This is a genomic window from Candidatus Clostridium radicumherbarum (assembly GCF_045310525.1).
In the GTDB taxonomy this organism is placed as follows: Bacteria; Bacillota; Clostridia; order Clostridiales; family Clostridiaceae; genus Clostridium_AT; species Clostridium_AT radicumherbarum.
Genome location: NZ_JBJHZY010000001.1, coordinates 654645 through 674660, shown reverse-complemented (window position 1 = coordinate 674660; position 20016 = coordinate 654645). Strand labels below are relative to the sequence as shown.

Below are 20016 nucleotides of genomic sequence, written 5' to 3'. Positions count from 1 at the left end.
ATATAAGTTATGTGTCTGTATCCTTTATTATCACTAGCAATTATCTAATTAACTAGTCAATCTAATTTTATAATAACAACGTAATTTAGTCAATATTCTAAACATTATAAAATTTATAAATAGTATATATCTTTGTATGTAAAAAACCTTCCTCAAAATCTATTATTTTGAGAAAGGTCTAATTTTAATATTATAGAATGCTTTGGTAGTCTCCATCCCATACAATTCTTCTGTATACTTCTGTATCTGTGTTTCCTTCTGTATTTATTACTAATACTTTAGAATCACTAGTTAAATTAATTACTTCTTTTAGTTCCTTATATTTTTCATCGATAGTAATAACTGATAATAATCCTGCAGTTACTGCACCTGATTCTCCTGATATTATTCTTGCATCACCCTTTAAAGGATTTCCTAAAATACGCATTCCTCTTGCAGTTACCCAATCTGGAACTGATACAAAAACATCAGTACATTCCTTTAATATTTCCCAGCCTAATGGATTAGGTTCTCCACAAGCAAGTCCAGCCATTATAGTTGTAAGTTCACCTGTTACAGGCTCAACCTTTCCAGCTAGTGCTGACTTATAGAAGCAATCAGCTTTTTCTGGTTCTACTATAATGATTTTAGGTGGATTTTTACTAAATATTGATATAAATATACTTGCAATTACAGAAGCAAAAGCTCCTACACCAGCTTGTAAAAATATATGAGTTGGTCTTACTCCTTGGAGCTGTTCAATGATTTCTTGTGCTATTGTAGAATATCCCTGCATAATCCACTTTGGAACATCTTCATAGCCTTCCCAAGCTGTATCCTGGATTACTTCCCAGCCATTTTTTTGAGCAACTTCTGAGGTATATCTAACAGTATCATCATAATTCCAATCAGTAATGCTTACGTCTGCTCCCATTTCAGCAATATGATTTACTCTGTTTTGAGTACTGCCTTTAGGCATAAAAACAACTGCTTTATATCCAAGCTGTTTAGCCATCCAAGCAACCCCTCTGCCGTGATTTCCATCTGTAGTAGTTGTAAGAGTCAAGTCTCCAAGTTCCTCTCTAATTTCATCTGATTTTAGTATTGGAAATGGAACTTCAAAAATATCTTTTCCTAATTTTTGTGCCAAATGCTTCCCTATTGCATAGGATGCACCAAGCACCTTAAAAGAATTTAGCCCAAAGCGGAAGGATTCATCTTTAACAAAAACCTCAGCTAGTCCTAAATATCCAGCCATTTTCTTTAATCTAACTAGAGGTGTTTGTTCATATTCCTTAATACTTTCATGAAAGCTTTTAACCTCAAATAAAGTATTTCCATTTATTATTGGTTTCTCAATTTTGTTACTTTTATTTTTATTAACTACCCATTTCATTAATGTCACCCCCGAATTTTGTATAACTAGTCACTTTATTCTTAAAATTTGATTGACTAGTTAATCTAATTATATTTTAAGTATTTACATCTATTTTGTCAATAAATCATTTTCAGAATTATAAAAATAAAACACTGAATACCCTAATACCACATTAGCTATTGAAAGTTTAATGCTTCCTTAGCTGATCATGGTTTAAGCTTATTCAGTGCCAAATAGACTTCAAATTAATTTTCACCTAATAATAGTTTTTCAGATAGCTTAAAATACTCATCTAAATCAAATTTACCTTCATCAATTAAATACTGAAGTGATGCGCCTAGCATTAAGGACAACATGATATAAGGCAGCATATCTGTATTTTTTAAATAGATTTCACCTTTTGTATTTCCCTTTATTAAAACATCACTAATAGATTTACGCCATATATTAAAGGTATCTTGAAACTTTTCCCTTACTTCTTCATTAACGGTTCCCTGTACCCAATAATCAAACTGTGCATAATCTAATTCTTTTTTATTTAAGATTTCATTTTTCTTTTGCTTAAAAAAACCTCTTATATTCTCAATTGCAGCTTTATTATCAATATCAATATAACTTTTACGGTCTTCTGAAAACCTTTCCTGAAGGTTGTCTAGCAGAGCCATCATGATATCATTCTTCGATGAGAAATGATAGTGCAGATTTGCTTGGCTCATTTCAGCCTCTTTTGCAATAATGTGCATTCTTGTACCACTTATTTTTTCAGTAGCTACTACTTTCATAGCAGCATCTAATATTTTTTTCTCTATATCCTTTGGCATAAGTAACTCCTTCTCCATATATCTCTATATTGTCCTAAATCATCCTTAGGTTAACTAATCGGTCAGTCTTAATAACTATTTTAAAATAAGTGGTTAGAAATATCAATATACTTTAATAAAGTTAATGTATATTATTGGTATAATATACATTAACTTTATTAAGTACTAATTTAAAAGTTTAAGTAAGGATTCATAGGATAATCCAACCTGATAAATTATTTTCTCATCAAAGTCTGGAACCATCATATACTTAAATAACTGCCCTGTATTTGCGCTAATTCTTAAGGCACTTGCAGAATAAGGATTCTTGTCCTTAAATAAATATTTTTCTAAATCAAAGTTCTCATATTTTAATAAAACATCATAGATATCTAATCCAACACCAGAAGAAAGATTGGAACAGATCAAAACTCCTTTGGTGTCTGAATAATCTATTTCATCTACTCCAAATTCAACTGCCAGCTTCTGCATTGCTGAAAGTGAGCCATCGAAATTTTTGTTATTTTTAACTCTTTTCATAAATTCTATTGTCTTATTGTACATAATTTTATCCATTACAGCTGAAGCTATATGTTGCTTTGTTTCCTCTGATAATTGTGTGATGACTTCAATGTTGCTATTAATTTCCTCTAAGGAACTGTTTTGTTCCTCTGACGCAGCTGCAATTTGCTCTGTTGCTTCTGCTGTAGTATGTGCCATTTCTCTGTTTTTCTTTGAAATATTTTGAACAGTTTTGCTATTATTAACAGCCTTCTGCAATAAGCTTTGCATTTCCTCAGTTTGTTTTGCAGTATCCTTAAAGTCTTTCAGCATTTCTTTAAGTAAGCTTCCAGTTTTATATGTAGCCTCCACTCCTTCTGAAACATAGTCTGTAACCTGTTCAAAGGATATAGTTGAGGAATTTATATCATTCTTAATTTCTTCAATAATGCCGCTGATTTCTATAGCAGCTTTATTGGATTGTTCAGATAATTTACGAACTTCATCTGCTACTACAGCAAAGCCTTTTCCATGTTCTCCAGCTCTTGCTGCTTCAATGGCTGCATTTAAGGATAAAAGGTTTGTTTGGCTTGCGATACTGGTAATGAAGGAAATTATATTTTCTATTCTCTGTGATTTTTCTGATAGGGTATTTATTTTATCAGAGGCTTGCTTCGAGGTCTTTTCAATTTCCTGCATATTTTTAACTAATCTTTCTATTGCAGTTCCAGCTTCTACTGAGGATTTTGTAGAGTTTTGAGAAGCTTTGCTAGCATTACTTGCATATTCTGATGCAGATAAAATCATTTCTGCTATATTATTAGAATTTTCCAAGGTCTCATATGCTATATTCAGTTGCTCTCTATTTTCTTGAGCTATACTTAAAGTACTAGATGCTATTTGCTCAGCTGCATGACCACCTTCAGTAGATGCTGCTTTAATGCCTATCATAGCAGTATTTAAATCAATACTATTATGAAGTATCTTTTTAAAGTGATCTCTAAGCTCCTTATCCTCCATAAAAGAAGTATCTTGAATTGCACTACTTACATTTAAAGTTTTAGTTTTATTAGGTCTTTTATCATAAATATACATTGAAACAAAAGACAAAATGAAATTTAATATGCCGAACACTATTAGGGCATTTGTATCTTTTAAATTAAACAGCAAAGTAATAGCAAAAGAAACTGCAATGGACACAATAAGTATTAGTAATCTTACCAAGAAAACCCCCCCTTTTAATTTTTCCGCATACAACTATAGAGGGAGATGCTAAATGCATTCCCTCCACAGCTTAATTAATATTGAGAACTTTGTCTATTTAAGCGGTAGTAAAATAAGCCTTAAGATACCAATACCACCAAAACATGTACAATAGAACGAAGTTCTTTACGTCTGTCTTTGAATAATTCTTTATATATTTCTAACAGCCAACAATATAAAGTTCAAAATAAACAGAGCAGTAAAGAAATAAATAACAGGATGGACATCCTTTGTTTCTTTTTTAAGGACAGCTATTAAAACATAGCTTATAAATCCAAAGGCAATACCAGTTGTTATACTATAAGTAAATGGCATAAGTGCCATTGTTAAGAATGCGACTGCTGCTACACTGAAGTCCTTCCAATCAATTTCTCCAACTGAAGACATCATTAGAATACCAACAACTATTAATGCAGGAGATGTTGCTACTGTTGGAATAATACCAACTATAGGAGCCAAAATAAGGCATACAACAAACATAATTGCTGTTACAACTGAGGTTAAGCCTGTTCTACCACCAGCAGCAATACCTGCTGAGCTTTCAACATAAGTAGTAGTATTAGAAGTTCCGAAAAGTGAACCTACAATTGTTGCACTAAGATCGGCAAACAAAGCTTTATCCAAACGTGATTTAATTCCTTTGCCTTCAAGCATAAGCTTTTCATCTTCTGCATCAAATATACCTGAACGACGGCCTGTACCAATAAATGTTCCAAGAGCATCAAAAATATCAGTAAGTATAAAAGCAACCATAGCAGTTATTGCTAGAAGAGTTTTAGTGCCATTAGCAAATAGTCCGGTAAAATCCATTTTAAAAGCTGTGTCTTTAACTGCCCCGATAGAATTTCCAATACCACTTAGACTAATATTTGCTGATGAGAAAAAGTCATGAGCGTTTTGTGCATGGAAACCAAATACTGTAGGGTTAACACCACTTAAAATTTCAATATAACAGATAACAGTTATTGATATAATACCCATTAAAATTGCGGTTCTAACTCTTAAAATCATAAGTACAACAATTATAATAACTCCTAATAGTGCTAATTGTACTGACGGATTGGAGAAGTTAACAAGTGCTGGAACAGCAGATGAATTTGCAATTACAGTTGCATCTGCAGGAGTTTTACCTAGGAAAAGGTAAGTGCCAGGATCAGATGTAAATTTTAAAAGACCACTATCCTTAATACCAATATAAGCTATGAAAAGACCAATACCACCACCTATAGCTTTCTGCAGCACTGGTGGCAATGCACGAATAATCATTTTACGAAGACCTGTTACAGTTATGATGATGTTTACAACACCACAAATAAATACCATTGCCAAAGCTTCCTGCCATCTGAAGCCCATAATGCCACAAACAGTAAAGGTGAAGAATGCGTTTAGTCCCATACCTGGTGCAAGTGCATAAGGTACGTTGGCAAAAAGAGCCATAACAAGTGTACCTACAGCAGCTGATATAATTGTTGCAACGAAGATACCTGCTGGGTTAAAAGGGTTGTCTGCTGTTCCTGCTAGCTTCAAAATACTCGGATTTACGAATATAATGTAGGCCATAGTAAAGAATGTAGTAAGACCAGCTACGATTTCGGTTTTTACGTTAGTACCATAATGCTTTAACTTGAAAAATTTTTCCAAGAAGGAACTTTGACTTTCGTTTAAGTCTGTTTTCATAAAATAACCCCCTAAATATTATATTTAAATTCCTAAAATCCATTAATTTTAGGAATTCTAGGCTAAAAGAACTTCGGCACTTTAATATTATCGCCTGCTACATATCTCTCCTTTATATTTCTGTCATCCCCAGTGTAAATAAACTTCTGTAATCTTTCTTCTATACTTAAATCCTTAAAGATTGGTAGTGTGCTATCGTCAATTACTAAAGCATCAAATTCATAGCCTTCCTCAAAGCTTCCTACCTTACCAAAGAATTTTCCACTGCCCTTTGTAGCTAAGTAGAACAATTCAGCTGTATTAAGAGGTTTATCATTTCTATCACTTTCAATATATTTCAAATTTGATACCTGTGCACTACTAACAATAACATCCATCATTGATATGCTGTGTCCACCAGATATGTCGCTTGCAAGACCTACTGGAATACCCTTATTAATAAGCTTTCTAACTGGTGCTATCCCGCTTGTCAAATTAGAGTTTGAGTTAGCACAGTGTGCAACAAAAACCTTGTTTTTAGCCATTAGATCTATTTCATTATCGTCAACTAAAACGCAGTGAGCCATTATTGCTTGCGTACTACCAAATAATCCAGCCTCATCATAAATACTTGCATAATTTTTAGCTTCTGGATGCAGTTCTCTTACGAAGCTGATTTCTCCAGTATTCTCTGATAAGTGCGATTGTATCGGCGTCTTATATTTTTCAGCTAAAGCCCCAAGTCCATTAAGCAGCATAGTGCTGCAGGTTGGAACAAATCTAGGGGTAATTATTGGCTTAACTAAACTATATTTAGAGGAATACTCCTTCAATATTTCTTCTGTATCCAAAAGTGAAGCTTCTGTAGTCTCTACTAAATAATCTGGAGAATTTCTATCCATGTTTACCTTACCTACAAAAGCACCTAAACCGCTTTCATGAAACATGTCCATTAGCAATTTGGTAGAATTCTTGTGTATTGTAGCAAAAACACAGGCTCTTGTTGTCCCAAATTTCCAAAGTTCTTTTATTAATCTTGAATAAACTTTTTTTGCATAGGTAACATCAGAGTATTTACTTTCTTCAGGGAATGTATAAGTTTCAAGCCAAGGCATTAATTCCTTGTCTAGTCCTAAACCCAGATTTGCAAATTGTGGTGCATGTAAATGAATATCAACAAATCCTGGTATTATAATTGAGTTTCCGTAATCAATGACTTTGATATTATCATACTCTTTACCTAATGTAGAATAGACACCCTTAACATACTTGTCTTCAACTACTATAAAACCGTTTTCAATAACCTCGTAAACCCCAAATTCCTTTGTAAAAATAATATTGCCTTTAACAGCAAACATATTTTTCATTACAAATCCCCCTTTGAATAAACCTGCCTGATATATTTCAAAAAAAATAAAACTAACTAATCAGTTAGTTTTATTATATACTATAATATTGAATATTTCAACAAAATTTAGTATTTTCTGTATATTCATTATTTTTTCTTGCGGTAATAGGTATTTTCAAGTGGATAATTTAATCTAAAGACACCGTCTTTTTTATAGTATGCATTTTGACATGCAGGAGCCCCCATTACAACTACAATTTCACCAATGCCCTTAGCACCATAGGCTGCTATATCTGAAGTATTTTTTTCAATTAAACGCACATCAATCACTGGCATTTGAGGTGCCTTAAATATACCTAGGGTACCAAGCTTTGTCTGTGGCACACCATTTTTTAGAGGAAAGTCTTCAGTTAAAGCATATCCTAGAGCCATAGCCACTCCACCTTCAACTTGGCCTTCTGCAGAAAGAGGATTAATGGCTTTTCCTATATCGTGAGCTGCAATAACCTTTACTACTTTTCCTTCCTTATCCATTATAAAAAGTTGTGTTGCATATCCATAGGCAACATGGCTTACTGGATTAGGTTTTGGAGAACCAATTGGATCAGTTTGAGGTGCGTATTCTCCTATATATTCTTTTCCTTCCAAATCCTTTAATGTATATCCTCTATTTAAATCAGCTTTTAACTCACTAGAGGACTTACGTGCTGCTTCTCCTGCAAATAGTGTTTGACGAGAAGCTGTTGTAGTTCCAGAGTCTGGGGTATATTTTGTGTCAGGATGTTCTATTACTATGTCCTCAGGCTTTAAGAGTGTTGTTTCACATACCATTTGTAAAAGTACAGTTTGTACACCTTGACCAATAGCTGCAGCTGAGGATTTAGCATGAACCTTTCCATCTATTACTTTTAGATTACAACGTCCAATATCAATAACGCCTACTCCAAGACCTGCATTCTTCATAGCTGAAGCAATTCCCACATAATAATTTGGATCACTCTCATATTTTTCGAAATCATCTTTTACAGCTTCTAAGGTCTCTGCCATAGCAGTTCCTTTATCTGCTATTTGCCCATTTGGAAGAACCTGCCCAGGCCTAATGGCATTTCTATAACGAAACTCCCATCCTGAAAGTCCAGCTTTTTCTGCAAGCTGATTAATAAGACATTCAACTGCAGCGCAGGATTGTGTTACGCCAAATCCTCGAAAAGCACCAGCTGGAGGGTTGTTTGTATAATAAGCATTACCTTCTATATCCACGTTTTGATAGTTATAAGGACCACCAGCATGTGTACAAGCTCTTTGCAGAACTGGCCCTCCAAGTGAAGCATAGGCCCCAGTATCAGAAGTAATTCTAGCCTTAATTCCTTGTATTATACCATTTTCATCACATCCGATTTTACAATATATATCCATGGCGTGGCGTTTTGGATGGTAGTTTATGCTTTCTTGACGAGTAAAGGATACCTTCACAGGTCTTTTTGTTAGGTAGGAACATAATGCTGCTTGATGCTGCACACTCATATCTTCCTTACCACCAAAACCGCCTCCAACAACAGCACTTTGAATTCTTACCTTTTCCATTGGAAGTCCTAGATAATTACTAATTTGATGATATTCATCATAAACACTTTGTCCTCCTGTAATAACCTTTATACCATCACCATCTGGAATGCCAATAGCGGTTTCCGGTTCCATAAAGGCATGTTCTGTCGGAGGAAAATGGAAAGCACCTTCTGCTACAAATTTAGAATTTGCAAGTGCAGTTTCTGCATCTCCTCGTTTTACCTCTTCATGGTCAAATAAATTATTTTCTGGAATTCTAAACTTTCCAAATAGCATAAAGCCTTCACCATGTACTTGATGCGCTCCTTTCTCAGCAGCCTCCTTTGGTGTTTTTATTGGTTCTAGCTCTTCGTATTCTACTTTAACTAGGCTTACAGCTGCAGCGGCTTGTTCTCTTGTTTCTGCTACCACCATTGCAAGAGTATCTCCAATGCATTTCGTCTGTTCCCCTACGTCAATCATACCTGGCCAATCTTGAGCTAAGTGACCAATATATCTCTTGCCTGGAATGTCCTTAGCAGTATATACTGCAACAACTCCCGGCATTTTAAGTGCCTCATTTATATCTATAGAGCGTACTTTTGCTCGAGCAAACTTACTGAATACATTTTTGCCATAAAGCATGTCATCAAAGTCAAAGTCATCTGCATATCTTGCCGTTCCTAAAGTCTTTTTAGGAGCATCTACCCTGCAGGTTCTCTCACCTACTTTTCCCGTTTGTTTAAGCTCTGGTACTTCTAAATTTTCTCTCAGCATTTTTGCAGCAAGTAAAATTCCCTCTTCAATTTTAGCATAGCCTGTGCAGCGGCATATATTTGTACGTATAGCTTGTTTTACATCCTCTCTAGTTGGATTAGGATTTTGATCAATTAAGCATTTACCGCATATAACCATCCCTGGAATGCAGAAACCGCATTGTACAGCCCCGGCTGCAGCAAAGGCATAGACAAATACTTCTCTTTCTCTTTCAGTAAAGCCTTCAATGGTTTGTATTTTCTTTCCTTCTAATTTTGAAAGTCTTTGTATGCAGGCACGAACTGTCTTTCCATCAACAATTACGCTGCAAGTTCCACAGGCACCTTCCTTACATCCATTCTTAACTGATGTAATCTTTAAATCATCTCTTAAAAAATCCATTAATACCTTATCAGTGTCCGATTGATAATCCTTGCCATTAATATTTACATGAAACATATCTATTACCTCCCAATGAATGTCTTTCTATATAGATATTTACCTGCAGGTTTCTCCATGTTAAACTTGCCATTAGAAACCACCTTAGTTCCTCTTAAAAACACGTGTAGAGGCCTTCCCATTTGCTTAAAGCCCTCATAAGGATTATAGTCTACATTTTGAGTCTGCTTCGCTGCCGTGATTGTTGTTCTATAATTTGGCTCCCATATTACTAGGTCAGCGTCGGAGCCAACTGCAATGGTTCCCTTCTGTGGAAACAAACCAAATATCTTTGCTGCATTGGTGGAAGTTAATGCTACCATTTCATTTAAGTTTATTTTATCTTCCATAACTCCATAGGTGTACATAAGAGCCATTCTATTTTCAACTCCAGGTCCGCCATTTGGAATTTTACTGAAGTTATCTTTTCCTAAATCCTTTTGTCCTTTAAAATTAAAGGAGCAGTGATCTGTCCCTATAGTTAAAATTTCATGAGACATAATTCCATTCCATAGAACTTGTTGATCCTCTTTTTTTCTAAGAGGAGGAGACATTACATATTTTGCACCCTCAAAGCTTGCGCTATTTTTCTCACCATATAATGAATCATCTAGTAATAAATATTGAGGGCATGTTTCCGTATATACCTTTACTCCTCTCTTCTTTGCTTCCATAATTGTTTTAAGTCCTTCTCCAGTGCTCAAATGAACAACATATACAGGAGCATCAGCAAGTTCTGCAAGCTGAAGTACTCTAGTAATAGCTTCATTTTCAACTAATGCTGGTCTTGTAGCAGCATGAAAATATGGACTAGTATTACCTGACTCAATAGCTTCATTTACTAAGTTTTCAATAACATCCCCATTTTCACAGTGGAAGCCTATAAGTCCATTTACTTCTTTGCATCTCTTTAAGGCTTTAAATATAACTCCGTCTTCAACCTGTAGAGTCTTTTTATAAGCCATATATAACTTAAAAGAAGTAACTCCTTCTTTAATCATATCTTTCATTTCATTTGAAACCTTTTCATTCCAATCAGTAATACCCATATGAATTCCATAATCGCAGTAGCAAAGGTTGTCAGCTTTTTTATGTTCATCCCTAAGTGCTTCTTTTAAGGTTTGTCCTTTATTTTGGCAAGCATAGTCCAATATAGTTGTAGTTCCTCCCATTAATGCTGCTTTAGTACCACTTAGGAAGTTATCTGCCGTTACTACACCTACATCTAAATCAAAATGAGTATGAGTATCTATACCACCTGGTATAATAATACTGCCCTTTGCATTTAAAATCTCGTCACCTTGATTTTCAAGATTAGTACCTATGGAAACAATCTTTTCTCCTTCAATTCTTATATCCGCTTCATAGATATCCGACGCTGTTACAATTATACCGCCTTTAATTACCATACCCATTAAATACACTCCTCCTAATTCCTATTAATAAGTTGTTTTATTAATAAAGCTTGACCTTGGATGCAATATGCAAAATATATTAATTTATCATATTTTCAATACAATTATAGATACAATAATTACATTGAAAATATGATAATCCACTTATTATAAATGATTCATGATGATAAATTGCTAGAGTTATATGCTCCACATTTTGTTCTAATAAGAATAAATCATGAAGGATCAACAATGAATGATGAAGGAAGAATTGTTACTTTGGCTAAATGGCCATTGCTCATTCTTCATCCTTCATTCTTCATTATTGATTGTTATTGTTATTGTTAATTGTTAATTGTTAATTGGTAATTAGTTTATCATTTATCATTTATCATTTATCATTTATTACATTTTTATTTTAATTAAATTATTAATTATGTGCGGTAGGAGAAACCTTCCTGTGCCGCATTTTAAAGATCTTTTGTGAGTCCTGTTTTTTCATTAAATTCTTCAATAAGCTTATCTAATTCTGGTCCCATTGTATGAAGCTTCCCCCAATAATTGTCATAGTCATACCACTGAGCATTTAATTCATCCAAATCATACATCTGCTGCTCAATCCAAGTATAATACTTAAGATTATGAATACGCTTTTTACTTTGATAAGTAAGTTCTTCCATACTGTCTATTCTTACTCCTAGAACATTTTTATTATGATCTATAGCTGCATCAAGCATTTCATACTTTCTGCCTCTTTCTGCTTCCATTTCTTCAAGTCTGGACTTGTACATTTCAGCAGAGTCAGTAAGAACTGTCATTACCATATCATTTTCTGTTAGCTCATAGTATTTTGCAAACTTAATACAGGAAATAATATTAGCTGCACCTGAGATTCCAACCCATGTTAGCTTTTCAATAACTTCTTCAGAAATACCAAGCTTTCTTAGGTATTCTTGTCCAGCTGGCTCATTAAATAATCTGAACATGCCTAACGCATCGTTATCATCGATTGCAATAACCATATCTGTATTTCTAACATTGTGAATCCATGGAACATGCTTATCGCCTATTCCTTCTATTCTATGATCTCCAAAGCCGTTGCTAAGAAGTGTTGGACATTGTAGTGCTTCTCCAACTGCAAATTTAGCATTTGGATACTGATCCTTAATGAAATCAGCACTTCCTAAAGTTCCGCCAGAACCAGAAGTTAAGCATACACCTGCTACCTTGCCATTTGGACCAGCTTCAGCCTTGAATATTTCGTTCATGGCATTACCTGTTACTTCATAATGCCATAAGTGATTTCCTAATTCTCCAAATTGATTGAATATAACTACATTATCTCTAGTTCTTCTAAGTTCCCAAGTCTTGTCATATATTTCTTTTACATTGCTTTCGCAACCTGGAGTTGCTATAACCTCACCAGCTACCTTGCTAAGCCATTCAAAACGTTCCTTACTCATGTTTTCAGGTAATATAGCTATGGATTTACATCCTAGTAAGGTTGAATTGTACGCGCCGCCGCGGCAGTAGTTGCCTGTTGAAGGCCATACTGCTTCATGATACTTTGGATCAAATTGGCCAGTTACAAGTCTAGGTACTAAACAAGCAAAGCTTGCTCCAACTTTATGTGCCCCAATAGGGAAGAACTTACCAGCCATTGCAAAAATTCTTGCCTTTACTCCTGTTATTTCAGAAGGAATTTCAACATAGTTTGGCAGTTCGTTGTAGAGTCCACCTTCTTTTACAGGCTCATTCTTCCAGGATATTCTAAACAAATTAATAGGATCGATATCCATTAATCCAGTATCCTTTAATTTTTCTTTTACTTTTTCAGGTATCTTATTAGGATCCTTCATTTGTGCTAAAGTAGGAATAACAATATTCCTTTCTTTAATACTTTCTACGGTTTTATTAAGTTGTTCCTCATTGATTTTTAAATCTATTAAGTTATGCACTTAAAAAACACCCCTTTATATTTAATAAATATTATTATTTATCTAAAGTTATAACTGTTCCAGTCTTACCTTCTAAGGCATCCACTGCATTGTAAAGTGAAGTTATTATTGCCTTATGCTTTGAATTTGCCTTAGCAAACATAACAGCAGCTTTTACTTTAGGAAGCATTGAACCAGGTGCAAAGTGTCCTTCTTCAATGTACTTTTCTGCTTCCTTTACTGTAATATGTGCAAGGTCTAATTGGTTAGGCTTCTTAAAGTTAAGAGATACCTTTTCAACCTCTGTTAATATCATAAGCACGTCTGCATCAACGTCTTCAGCTAATCTTTCAGCAGCAAGATCTTTATCAATTACAGCAGCAACACCCTCTAAGGAGCCATCTTCTTTTTCTATAACTGGAATACCGCCGCCGCCAGCAGTTACACAAATAGTTGTATCCCATAATTCTTTAACAGATTGAAGTTCAACTATTCTCTTAGGCATTGGTGAAGCAACTACTCTTCTCCAGCCTCTTCCAGCATCTTCCTTCATTATATAACCTTTTTCAGCTTCAAGTTTTCTAGCTTCTTCCTCACTGTAGAAAGCTCCTATTGGCTTAGTTGGATTATTGAAGGCTGAATCATTTTTATCAACAACTACCTGTGTTACAAGAGTTACAACAGGAACCTTTTTGTTTCTTTTAGCTAAGGCTTCTCTTAAGCCTTGCTGAATATGATAGCCAATGTAACCCTGACTCATTGCACCACAAACATCAAAAGGCATTGCTGGTGTAACATTTGCTGCAGCTTCAGAAGCAAGTACTATTCTTCCAACTTGAGGTCCGTTTCCGTGAACTACTGCTAGCTCGTAGCCTCTGCAGCTTAATTCAGCGATGTATTCTGAAGTCTTTTTTACTACTTCTAATTGTGCTTCAGCTGTTGCAGGAGTTCCTGCTTCTTGCAGCGCATTTCCGCCTAGAGCAACAACTAACTTTGATTTTCCCATTTTAAATTCCTCCATTCATAAACTGCCCGTTAAAGCCCATTTAGGGCTTTAACATCCATCTTTTACTTCTGCTTATTTAAGTAATTTATTAGTACCTCTAAATCTGGTTTTATTTCCTCAGGTCTACTTACAGCCTTTTGTGCTGATCTTACATCCTTTAAGCCGCTTCCAGAAACAACAAAAGCTACGCTTTCATCCTTTCCTATTACGCCTTCTTTTGCTAGCTTCAATAATCCTGCAAATGCTGTTACTCCAGCTGGTTCTCCAAATACACCTGTGTGTCTTGCAAGAGTTGTCATAGCATTTAATATTTCAGCATCACTAACATCAACAGTTATTCCATTGCTTTCCTTTAGGGCATTTAATGCCTTATAGCCGTTTCTTGGTATACCTACAGAAATGCTGTCTGCAATAGTAACTGGTGGAATGTAATCAAATTCCCTTGAATTTCTTCTATAGGTTCTATTTACTGGATTAGAGCCCTCAGCCTGTACGGAAACCATTACAGGAAGCTTGTCTATGATTCCTAGTTCATAAAACTCTTTAAAGCCCTTCCAAACTCCGGAGATAGAGCAGCCGTCGCCTACTGACATTATTACCTTATCTGGTACCTTAAAATCCAATTGTTCACAGATTTCAAAAGCAGCAGTCTTTTTACCATCAACTAAATAAGGATTAATAGCACAGCTTCTATTGTACCAACCAAAATAGTCTACTGCCTTTAGGCAAAAATCAAAAGCTGTATCATAGTCTCCATCAACAAGTATTACCTTGCTTCCAAATACTAATAGCTGAGCAAGCTTTCCTTCTGGTATGGTCTTAGGAACAAATATATAGTTTTCAATACCCATGCATGCTGCGAAGCCTGAAACAGAAGAAGCTGCATTTCCAGTTGAAGCTGCACAAATTACATCTTTTTTAAGCTCAATAGCCTTAGCAACACCAATTGCTGATGCCCTATCCTTAAAGGATGCAGTAGGATTTCTACCTTCATCTTTAACATACACATTTTTTATATTTAATAATTCTTCCAATCTTTTAGACTTATATAAGGGTGTGGAACCTATTTGCAACGGAGCAGCACCAGTTAATCCTTCCAGAGGGAGTATAGGCAGATATCTCCAAACATTAGGATCCTTATTGTCTCTAAGATATTCTCTAGTTAAGGTTTTCTTCACTTTAGGTATATCGAAAACAACATCAAGTGTACCTTCAGTTCCACAATGTGGGCAGTGATACATAACCTCTTCCCCAAAGGTAGCCCCACATTTTGAACATTTAAGATGTTTAATTTTTTCCACTTGCTTACCTCCTTTTTAAATATTTATGAACGGCGAGAAACGTCCCTGTGCCACATTTGTGCCGCAAGAAACGTCACCGTGCCACATGCTTAATTACTTATTTGCAGTGTAAATAGTTGGCAGTGCAGCGTATACAGCAGCACATTTAACTAGGTCTTCTTTCCAAGTTATTTCATTTGGAGCATGTGCCTGAGCTTCTGCACCAGGTCCAAAACCTATACATGGTATTCCGTTACGTCCCATTATAGCAACACCATTTGTTGAAAATGTCCATTTGTCAGTAAGTGGACGAGCTTTTCTCATTTCATCCTGAGCAGGAGCACCGCTTCTTGTAGTTCCATACATTCCCTTATAAGCTTCTTCCATTGCCTTTACTACAGAATGATCTTCAGGAATAACCCATGTTGGGAAGTAGCACTCTTGTGGGTATGAAAGTCCAGTCCAGCTTGGTCTTTCATATTCGTACATACTTACTGTTGCACCGTATTTCTTAACAGCTGGAAGTGCACGAATTTCATCTAAGCAGCTTTCCCAAGTTTCCCCTGCTGTCATACGACGGTCTATTGAAATTGAGCAAGAGTCAGCTACTGCGCATCGGCTAGGTGAAGTAAAGAATATTTCTGAGGTTGCACATGTTCCTCTTCCTAAGAATCTAGCTTCTTTATACTGAGGGTTGTACTTTTCATCTAACATTTTTACGAGGCCCTTTATTTCAGTTGCATCAGCTGCATCATTTGTATTAAGGTCTCTTACATTTTGTAATATTTCAGCCATTTTGTAGATTGCGTTGTCTCCTCTTTCAGGAGCTGAACCGTGACAGGAAACTCCCTTAACATCAACACGGATTTCCATTCTTCCTCTGTGTCCTCTGTAGATACCTCCGTCAGTTGGCTCTGTACTTACAACAAATTCAGGTCTTACCTTATCTTCATTGATTATATATAACCAGCAGTTACCATCACAGTCCTCTTCTTGAACGGATCCTACTACTAATGCTGTATATTTATCACTTAAAAGATTTAAGTCTTTCATTATTTTAGCACCGTATACAGATGAAACTATTCCGCCTAACTGATCAGATCCTCCTCTTCCACCTATTTCTATATCATTTTCATAACCTTCATATGGGTCAAAGTTCCAATTAGCTCTGTTTCCAATACCTACAGTATCTATGTGAGCATCAAATCCAATTAAAGTTTCTCCAGTTCCCATGTAACCAAGAACATTTCCCTGTGGATCGATAACAACTTTGTCGAAGCCAAGTGCCTTCATTTCAGCTTCAATTCTTTTTATAACTCCTTCTTCTCCGCAGCTTTCCCCTGGAATTGCTATTAAGTCTCTCAAAAATTTTGTCATGGCTGGTTTGTAGCTTTCAGCTGCTTTTAAAATTTCCTTATTGTTCATATTTAGTGCCATTTTTAAATCCTCCAATTTTATTATTATACTAACTAATCAATCAAATCTGTTGCTTTTTTTATCAAAATGACAAAATTAATTAGTAATAATATCATTTTGATTATTTGGTTTTCTAAGTTATTTAATTTAGCTTATTTATAACAATCTTATTGTTCTTTTATTGCATCACCCCCTTAAAGAATATATTAAATAATTACTTGAATTTTACTTTATTATTAACCTCCGATCTCGTTCATAAATTTTGAATCATTAGTAACGTTATCGTCAATTAAATCATGATTAAGCGGCTTTCTCATGATAATGTCTTCCATGATAGTTTTTAATTCGACCTCAGTAATTCCATTTCGAATTAGCTTTTTAAGGTCCTTTCCAGAATTTAAGAACAAACACTGCTTAAAAAATCCTTGAGAGGTAAGTCTTATTCTGTTACATTCCTCACAGAAAGAATGACTCATTGCACTTATGAAACCAATTCTGCCTATGGCTTTTTCTGTTTTATAGTAAGCTGCCGGGCCATCCAGTTTATTATGGAAACCGCATGGTATCAGTTTCCTATTTTGAGCTATTATATCCCGTATTTCATCTGATTTAATGGAGGCATATTTTTTCCCTTCACCAATAGGCATCAGTTCTATAAATCTTACATCCAAAGGCTTCTCTTCTGTTAGTTTTACGAAGTCCATTATTTCTGAGTCATTGAGCCCAGGTATTATAACAGTATTAAGCTTAACCTTTAAGCCCTTATCCAGACTTTTTTCGATACCTCTTAAAACCTTTTTCAAATCACCATTTATAGTAATAGCTTTAAATACATCTTCTTTCATAGTGTCAAGACTTATATTTACCCTATCTAAACCTGCAGCTATTAAATCCTCAAGATATTCTTCCAAATAGATACCATTTGTTGTGATACATACTTCCTTTATTTTAGGTAAGGACTTTAGCTTACCTATAAAATCTATTATGCCTTCCCTTACAAGAGGTTCTCCTCCAGTAATTCTAATTTTAGAAATGCCAATTTCAGAAGCAATTTTAGATATCCTGAATATTTCTTCAAATGTTAACAATTCCTCTTTTGGGGTACATTTAATTCCGTCTTTTGGCATGCAGTAGGTACATCTTAAATTACATCTGTCTGTAACTGAAATTCTTAAGTAATCAATTTGTCTACCCCATTTATCAATTATGATGCTCTCCCCCTTACAGATTATTATTAAAACTAAAGTCTCCGCTTTTCCCGCCTGTTTTTTTTAATAAGTGGATGTCTTCTATTATCATGGCCTTATCTACGGCTTTGCACATATCATAAACAGTAAGTGCAGCAATAGATACTGCTGTTAAGGCTTCCATTTCCACTCCGGTTTTACCAGTAGTTTTAGCGGTGGCTTCAATTAAAATGGCATTTTCCTTGTCATCTATATTAAAGTTTACACTGCAGCTATTTATCATTAAAGGGTGGCACATTGGAATTAATTCCGAAGTCCTTTTACTACCCATTATTCCAGCAATTCTAGCTGCTGCCAGTACGTCACCCTTTTCCACATTTCCATCTATAATTAATTGTAATGTACTTTTTTTCATTTTTACTTTGCCGCAGGCTATGGCAGTTCTATTTGTCTCATCTTTATCACTTACATCTACCATTTTTACTTTTCCGTTTTCATCTATATGGCTTAAAACGTTTTCCATTTTTATACCACCTTATACTTCTTATTATGCACAAAGCAATTATCTATTGCTCAGCTCCTAGGTTAAGCTGCTAACTAAAACAGTTATTTCAGTTTATAAGAGTCCGCCATGTCCATAAGCGGCTATATCCATGTAATCAAGCTTTTCATTAGCAAGCAGCCTTGGCAGCAGCAAATCAAAAACAGTCTTTTTAGAATATATAACAGCCCCCGGAAGTCCAAGTATAGGAATATTTTCTTTGTATGCTAAGAGCAGCATTGCACCAGGAAGTACCGGAGTTCCATAGGTTATGAGCTTGGATCCAGTACCTTTAATTGCCTTAGGTGTTAAATCATCTGCATCTACAGACATACCTCCAGTACAGAGCACCATTTCTGCACCTTTATCAATCCATAGGTTTATGGCTGCCTCAATTTCATTTAAATCATCTGGAAGAATGCTTTGACCTAAAACCTCACAGCCGTATTCCATTAACTTCTCATTTAGAGCAGGCCCAAAAGCATCTTTAATTCTTCCTTTATATACTTCACTTCCCGTAGTGACAATTGCAACCTTTTTACTATAAATCGGTATAACCTTAACTATTTTATTTTTAATAATCTCTTCAGCTTTTTCTATTTTTTCCTTTTCAATAGTAAGTGGTACTATCTTAGTAGCAGCCACCTTGGCACCTTTTTTCACTACAGTATTATTAAAGATTGTAGATAATATTATTTCCCCTAAGGAGTTTAATTTAAGTAAGTTTTCAATATCTATTTTCAAGAGCCCATTGCAAGAAGCAAAGAACTCTATTTTTCCCTCTTTTATGTCACCGAAATAAAGATTTTCCCCAGCTGTTAAATCCCTTAGTCTTTCAGCTGCTTCATTTTCATGCAGCAATCCTTCATTTTCCTCCCACACATATAGATGTTCCTTACCAAGAGATAAAAGTACAGGAATGTCTTCATCTTTAACTATATGGCCTTTTTTAAAGGCTACTCCCTTAAACTCTCCTGGAACTATTCTAGTTATATCATGGCAAAGAACTGATCCTACAGCATCTTGAACCTCTATAATTTTCATAAGTTCATGCCTCCATGTTGTTTAAAATACTCTATATGAGCCTTACTTATTGAAATTACTTTCTTGCACATTCGGACGCTTTTCCTAAAAGTATTTCTAGTCCATGTTCTACAGTTTGAAGTATGAACTCTAAGGCTTCTTTAACTGCCTTTGGGCTTCCTGGCATATTTACAATTAAGCTTTGTCCTCTTATACCAGAAACAGCTCTAGAAAGCATTGCCCTTGGTGTTATTTGAAGGCTATAATATCTAATAGCTTCTGCAATACCATTTGCTTCTCTTGTGATAACATTTTTTGTAGCTTCAGGTGTAACATCTCTTAAGCTAAAGCCTGTACCCCCTGTTGTAAGAATTAGATTAATATTAAGTTCATCGGCCATATATTTCATTTCACTCTCGAGTTCTTCCTGATTATCAGGTAAAACAACATATCTTACAACCTTGTAATTAAGTTTTTCAACATATTCCTTAATAACCTTACCACTTATATCTTCTCTTTCGCCTTTAGAGCCCTTATCACTTGCAGTAATTATTCCTACAGTGAACAT

15 protein-coding genes are annotated in these 20016 nt (G+C 35.1%); all 15 read right to left on the bottom strand.

All coding sequences use genetic code 11. From position 1 onward, the window contains the following. Positions 1-190: 190 nt before the first annotated feature. Entirely contained in the window at positions 191-1375 is a 1185-nt protein-coding gene (dpaL, locus tag ACJDUH_RS03215; RefSeq protein WP_406763709.1) for a diaminopropionate ammonia-lyase, read from the bottom strand. 227 nt (positions 1376-1602) lie between these two features. After that, complete coding sequence (locus tag ACJDUH_RS03210; RefSeq protein WP_406763708.1) at positions 1603-2178, bottom strand: TetR/AcrR family transcriptional regulator; 576 nt, start codon at positions 2176-2178, stop codon at positions 1603-1605. Positions 2179-2343: 165 nt separating this feature from the next. Then, positions 2344-3882: a methyl-accepting chemotaxis protein gene (locus ACJDUH_RS03205; RefSeq protein WP_406763707.1), complete on the bottom strand. Its 1539-nt coding sequence runs from the start codon at positions 3880-3882 to the stop codon at positions 2344-2346. 189 nt (positions 3883-4071) lie between these two features. Further along, entirely contained in the window at positions 4072-5598 is a 1527-nt protein-coding gene (locus ACJDUH_RS03200; protein WP_406763706.1) for an NCS2 family permease, read from the bottom strand. 62 nt (positions 5599-5660) lie between these two features. Then, on the bottom strand, positions 5661-6944 hold the full coding sequence (gene guaD, locus ACJDUH_RS03195) for a guanine deaminase (protein WP_406763705.1): 1284 nt from the start codon (positions 6942-6944) through the stop codon (positions 5661-5663). Positions 6945-7072: 128 nt separating this feature from the next. After that, positions 7073-9685 (bottom strand): selenium-dependent xanthine dehydrogenase, encoded by a 2613-nt coding sequence (gene xdh, locus ACJDUH_RS03190; protein ID WP_406763704.1) that lies wholly within the window; start codon positions 9683-9685, stop codon positions 7073-7075. Between the two features lie 5 nt (positions 9686-9690). After that, positions 9691-11079 (bottom strand): dihydropyrimidinase, encoded by a 1389-nt coding sequence (hydA, locus tag ACJDUH_RS03185; protein ID WP_406763703.1) that lies wholly within the window; start codon positions 11077-11079, stop codon positions 9691-9693. Between the two features lie 449 nt (positions 11080-11528). After that, positions 11529-13016, bottom strand: coding sequence for a pyridoxal-phosphate dependent enzyme (locus tag ACJDUH_RS03180; protein ID WP_406763702.1), 1488 nt, complete (start codon positions 13014-13016; stop codon positions 11529-11531). Between the two features lie 34 nt (positions 13017-13050). Continuing rightward, positions 13051-14001, bottom strand: coding sequence for a carbamate kinase (gene arcC / locus ACJDUH_RS03175; protein ID WP_406763701.1), 951 nt, complete (start codon positions 13999-14001; stop codon positions 13051-13053). Between the two features lie 62 nt (positions 14002-14063). Further along, positions 14064-15302, bottom strand: a complete 1239-nt coding sequence (gene thrC, locus ACJDUH_RS03170) for a threonine synthase (RefSeq protein ID WP_406763700.1) — start codon at positions 15300-15302, stop codon at positions 14064-14066. A gap of 93 nt (positions 15303-15395) precedes the next feature. Beyond that, positions 15396-16718 (bottom strand): YgeY family selenium metabolism-linked hydrolase, encoded by a 1323-nt coding sequence (locus ACJDUH_RS03165; RefSeq protein ID WP_406763699.1) that lies wholly within the window; start codon positions 16716-16718, stop codon positions 15396-15398. A 215-nt stretch (positions 16719-16933) separates the two neighbouring features. Beyond that, positions 16934-17902, bottom strand: coding sequence for a GTP 3',8-cyclase MoaA (moaA, locus tag ACJDUH_RS03160; protein ID WP_406765007.1), 969 nt, complete (start codon positions 17900-17902; stop codon positions 16934-16936). A gap of 16 nt (positions 17903-17918) precedes the next feature. Further along, complete coding sequence (gene moaC / locus ACJDUH_RS03155) at positions 17919-18407, bottom strand: cyclic pyranopterin monophosphate synthase MoaC (protein WP_406763698.1); 489 nt, start codon at positions 18405-18407, stop codon at positions 17919-17921. 93 nt (positions 18408-18500) lie between these two features. Beyond that, positions 18501-19469, bottom strand: coding sequence for a molybdopterin-binding protein (locus tag ACJDUH_RS03150; RefSeq protein ID WP_406763697.1), 969 nt, complete (start codon positions 19467-19469; stop codon positions 18501-18503). A gap of 55 nt (positions 19470-19524) precedes the next feature. Next, positions 19525-20016, bottom strand: a complete 492-nt coding sequence (locus tag ACJDUH_RS03145; RefSeq protein ID WP_406763696.1) for a MogA/MoaB family molybdenum cofactor biosynthesis protein — start codon at positions 20014-20016, stop codon at positions 19525-19527.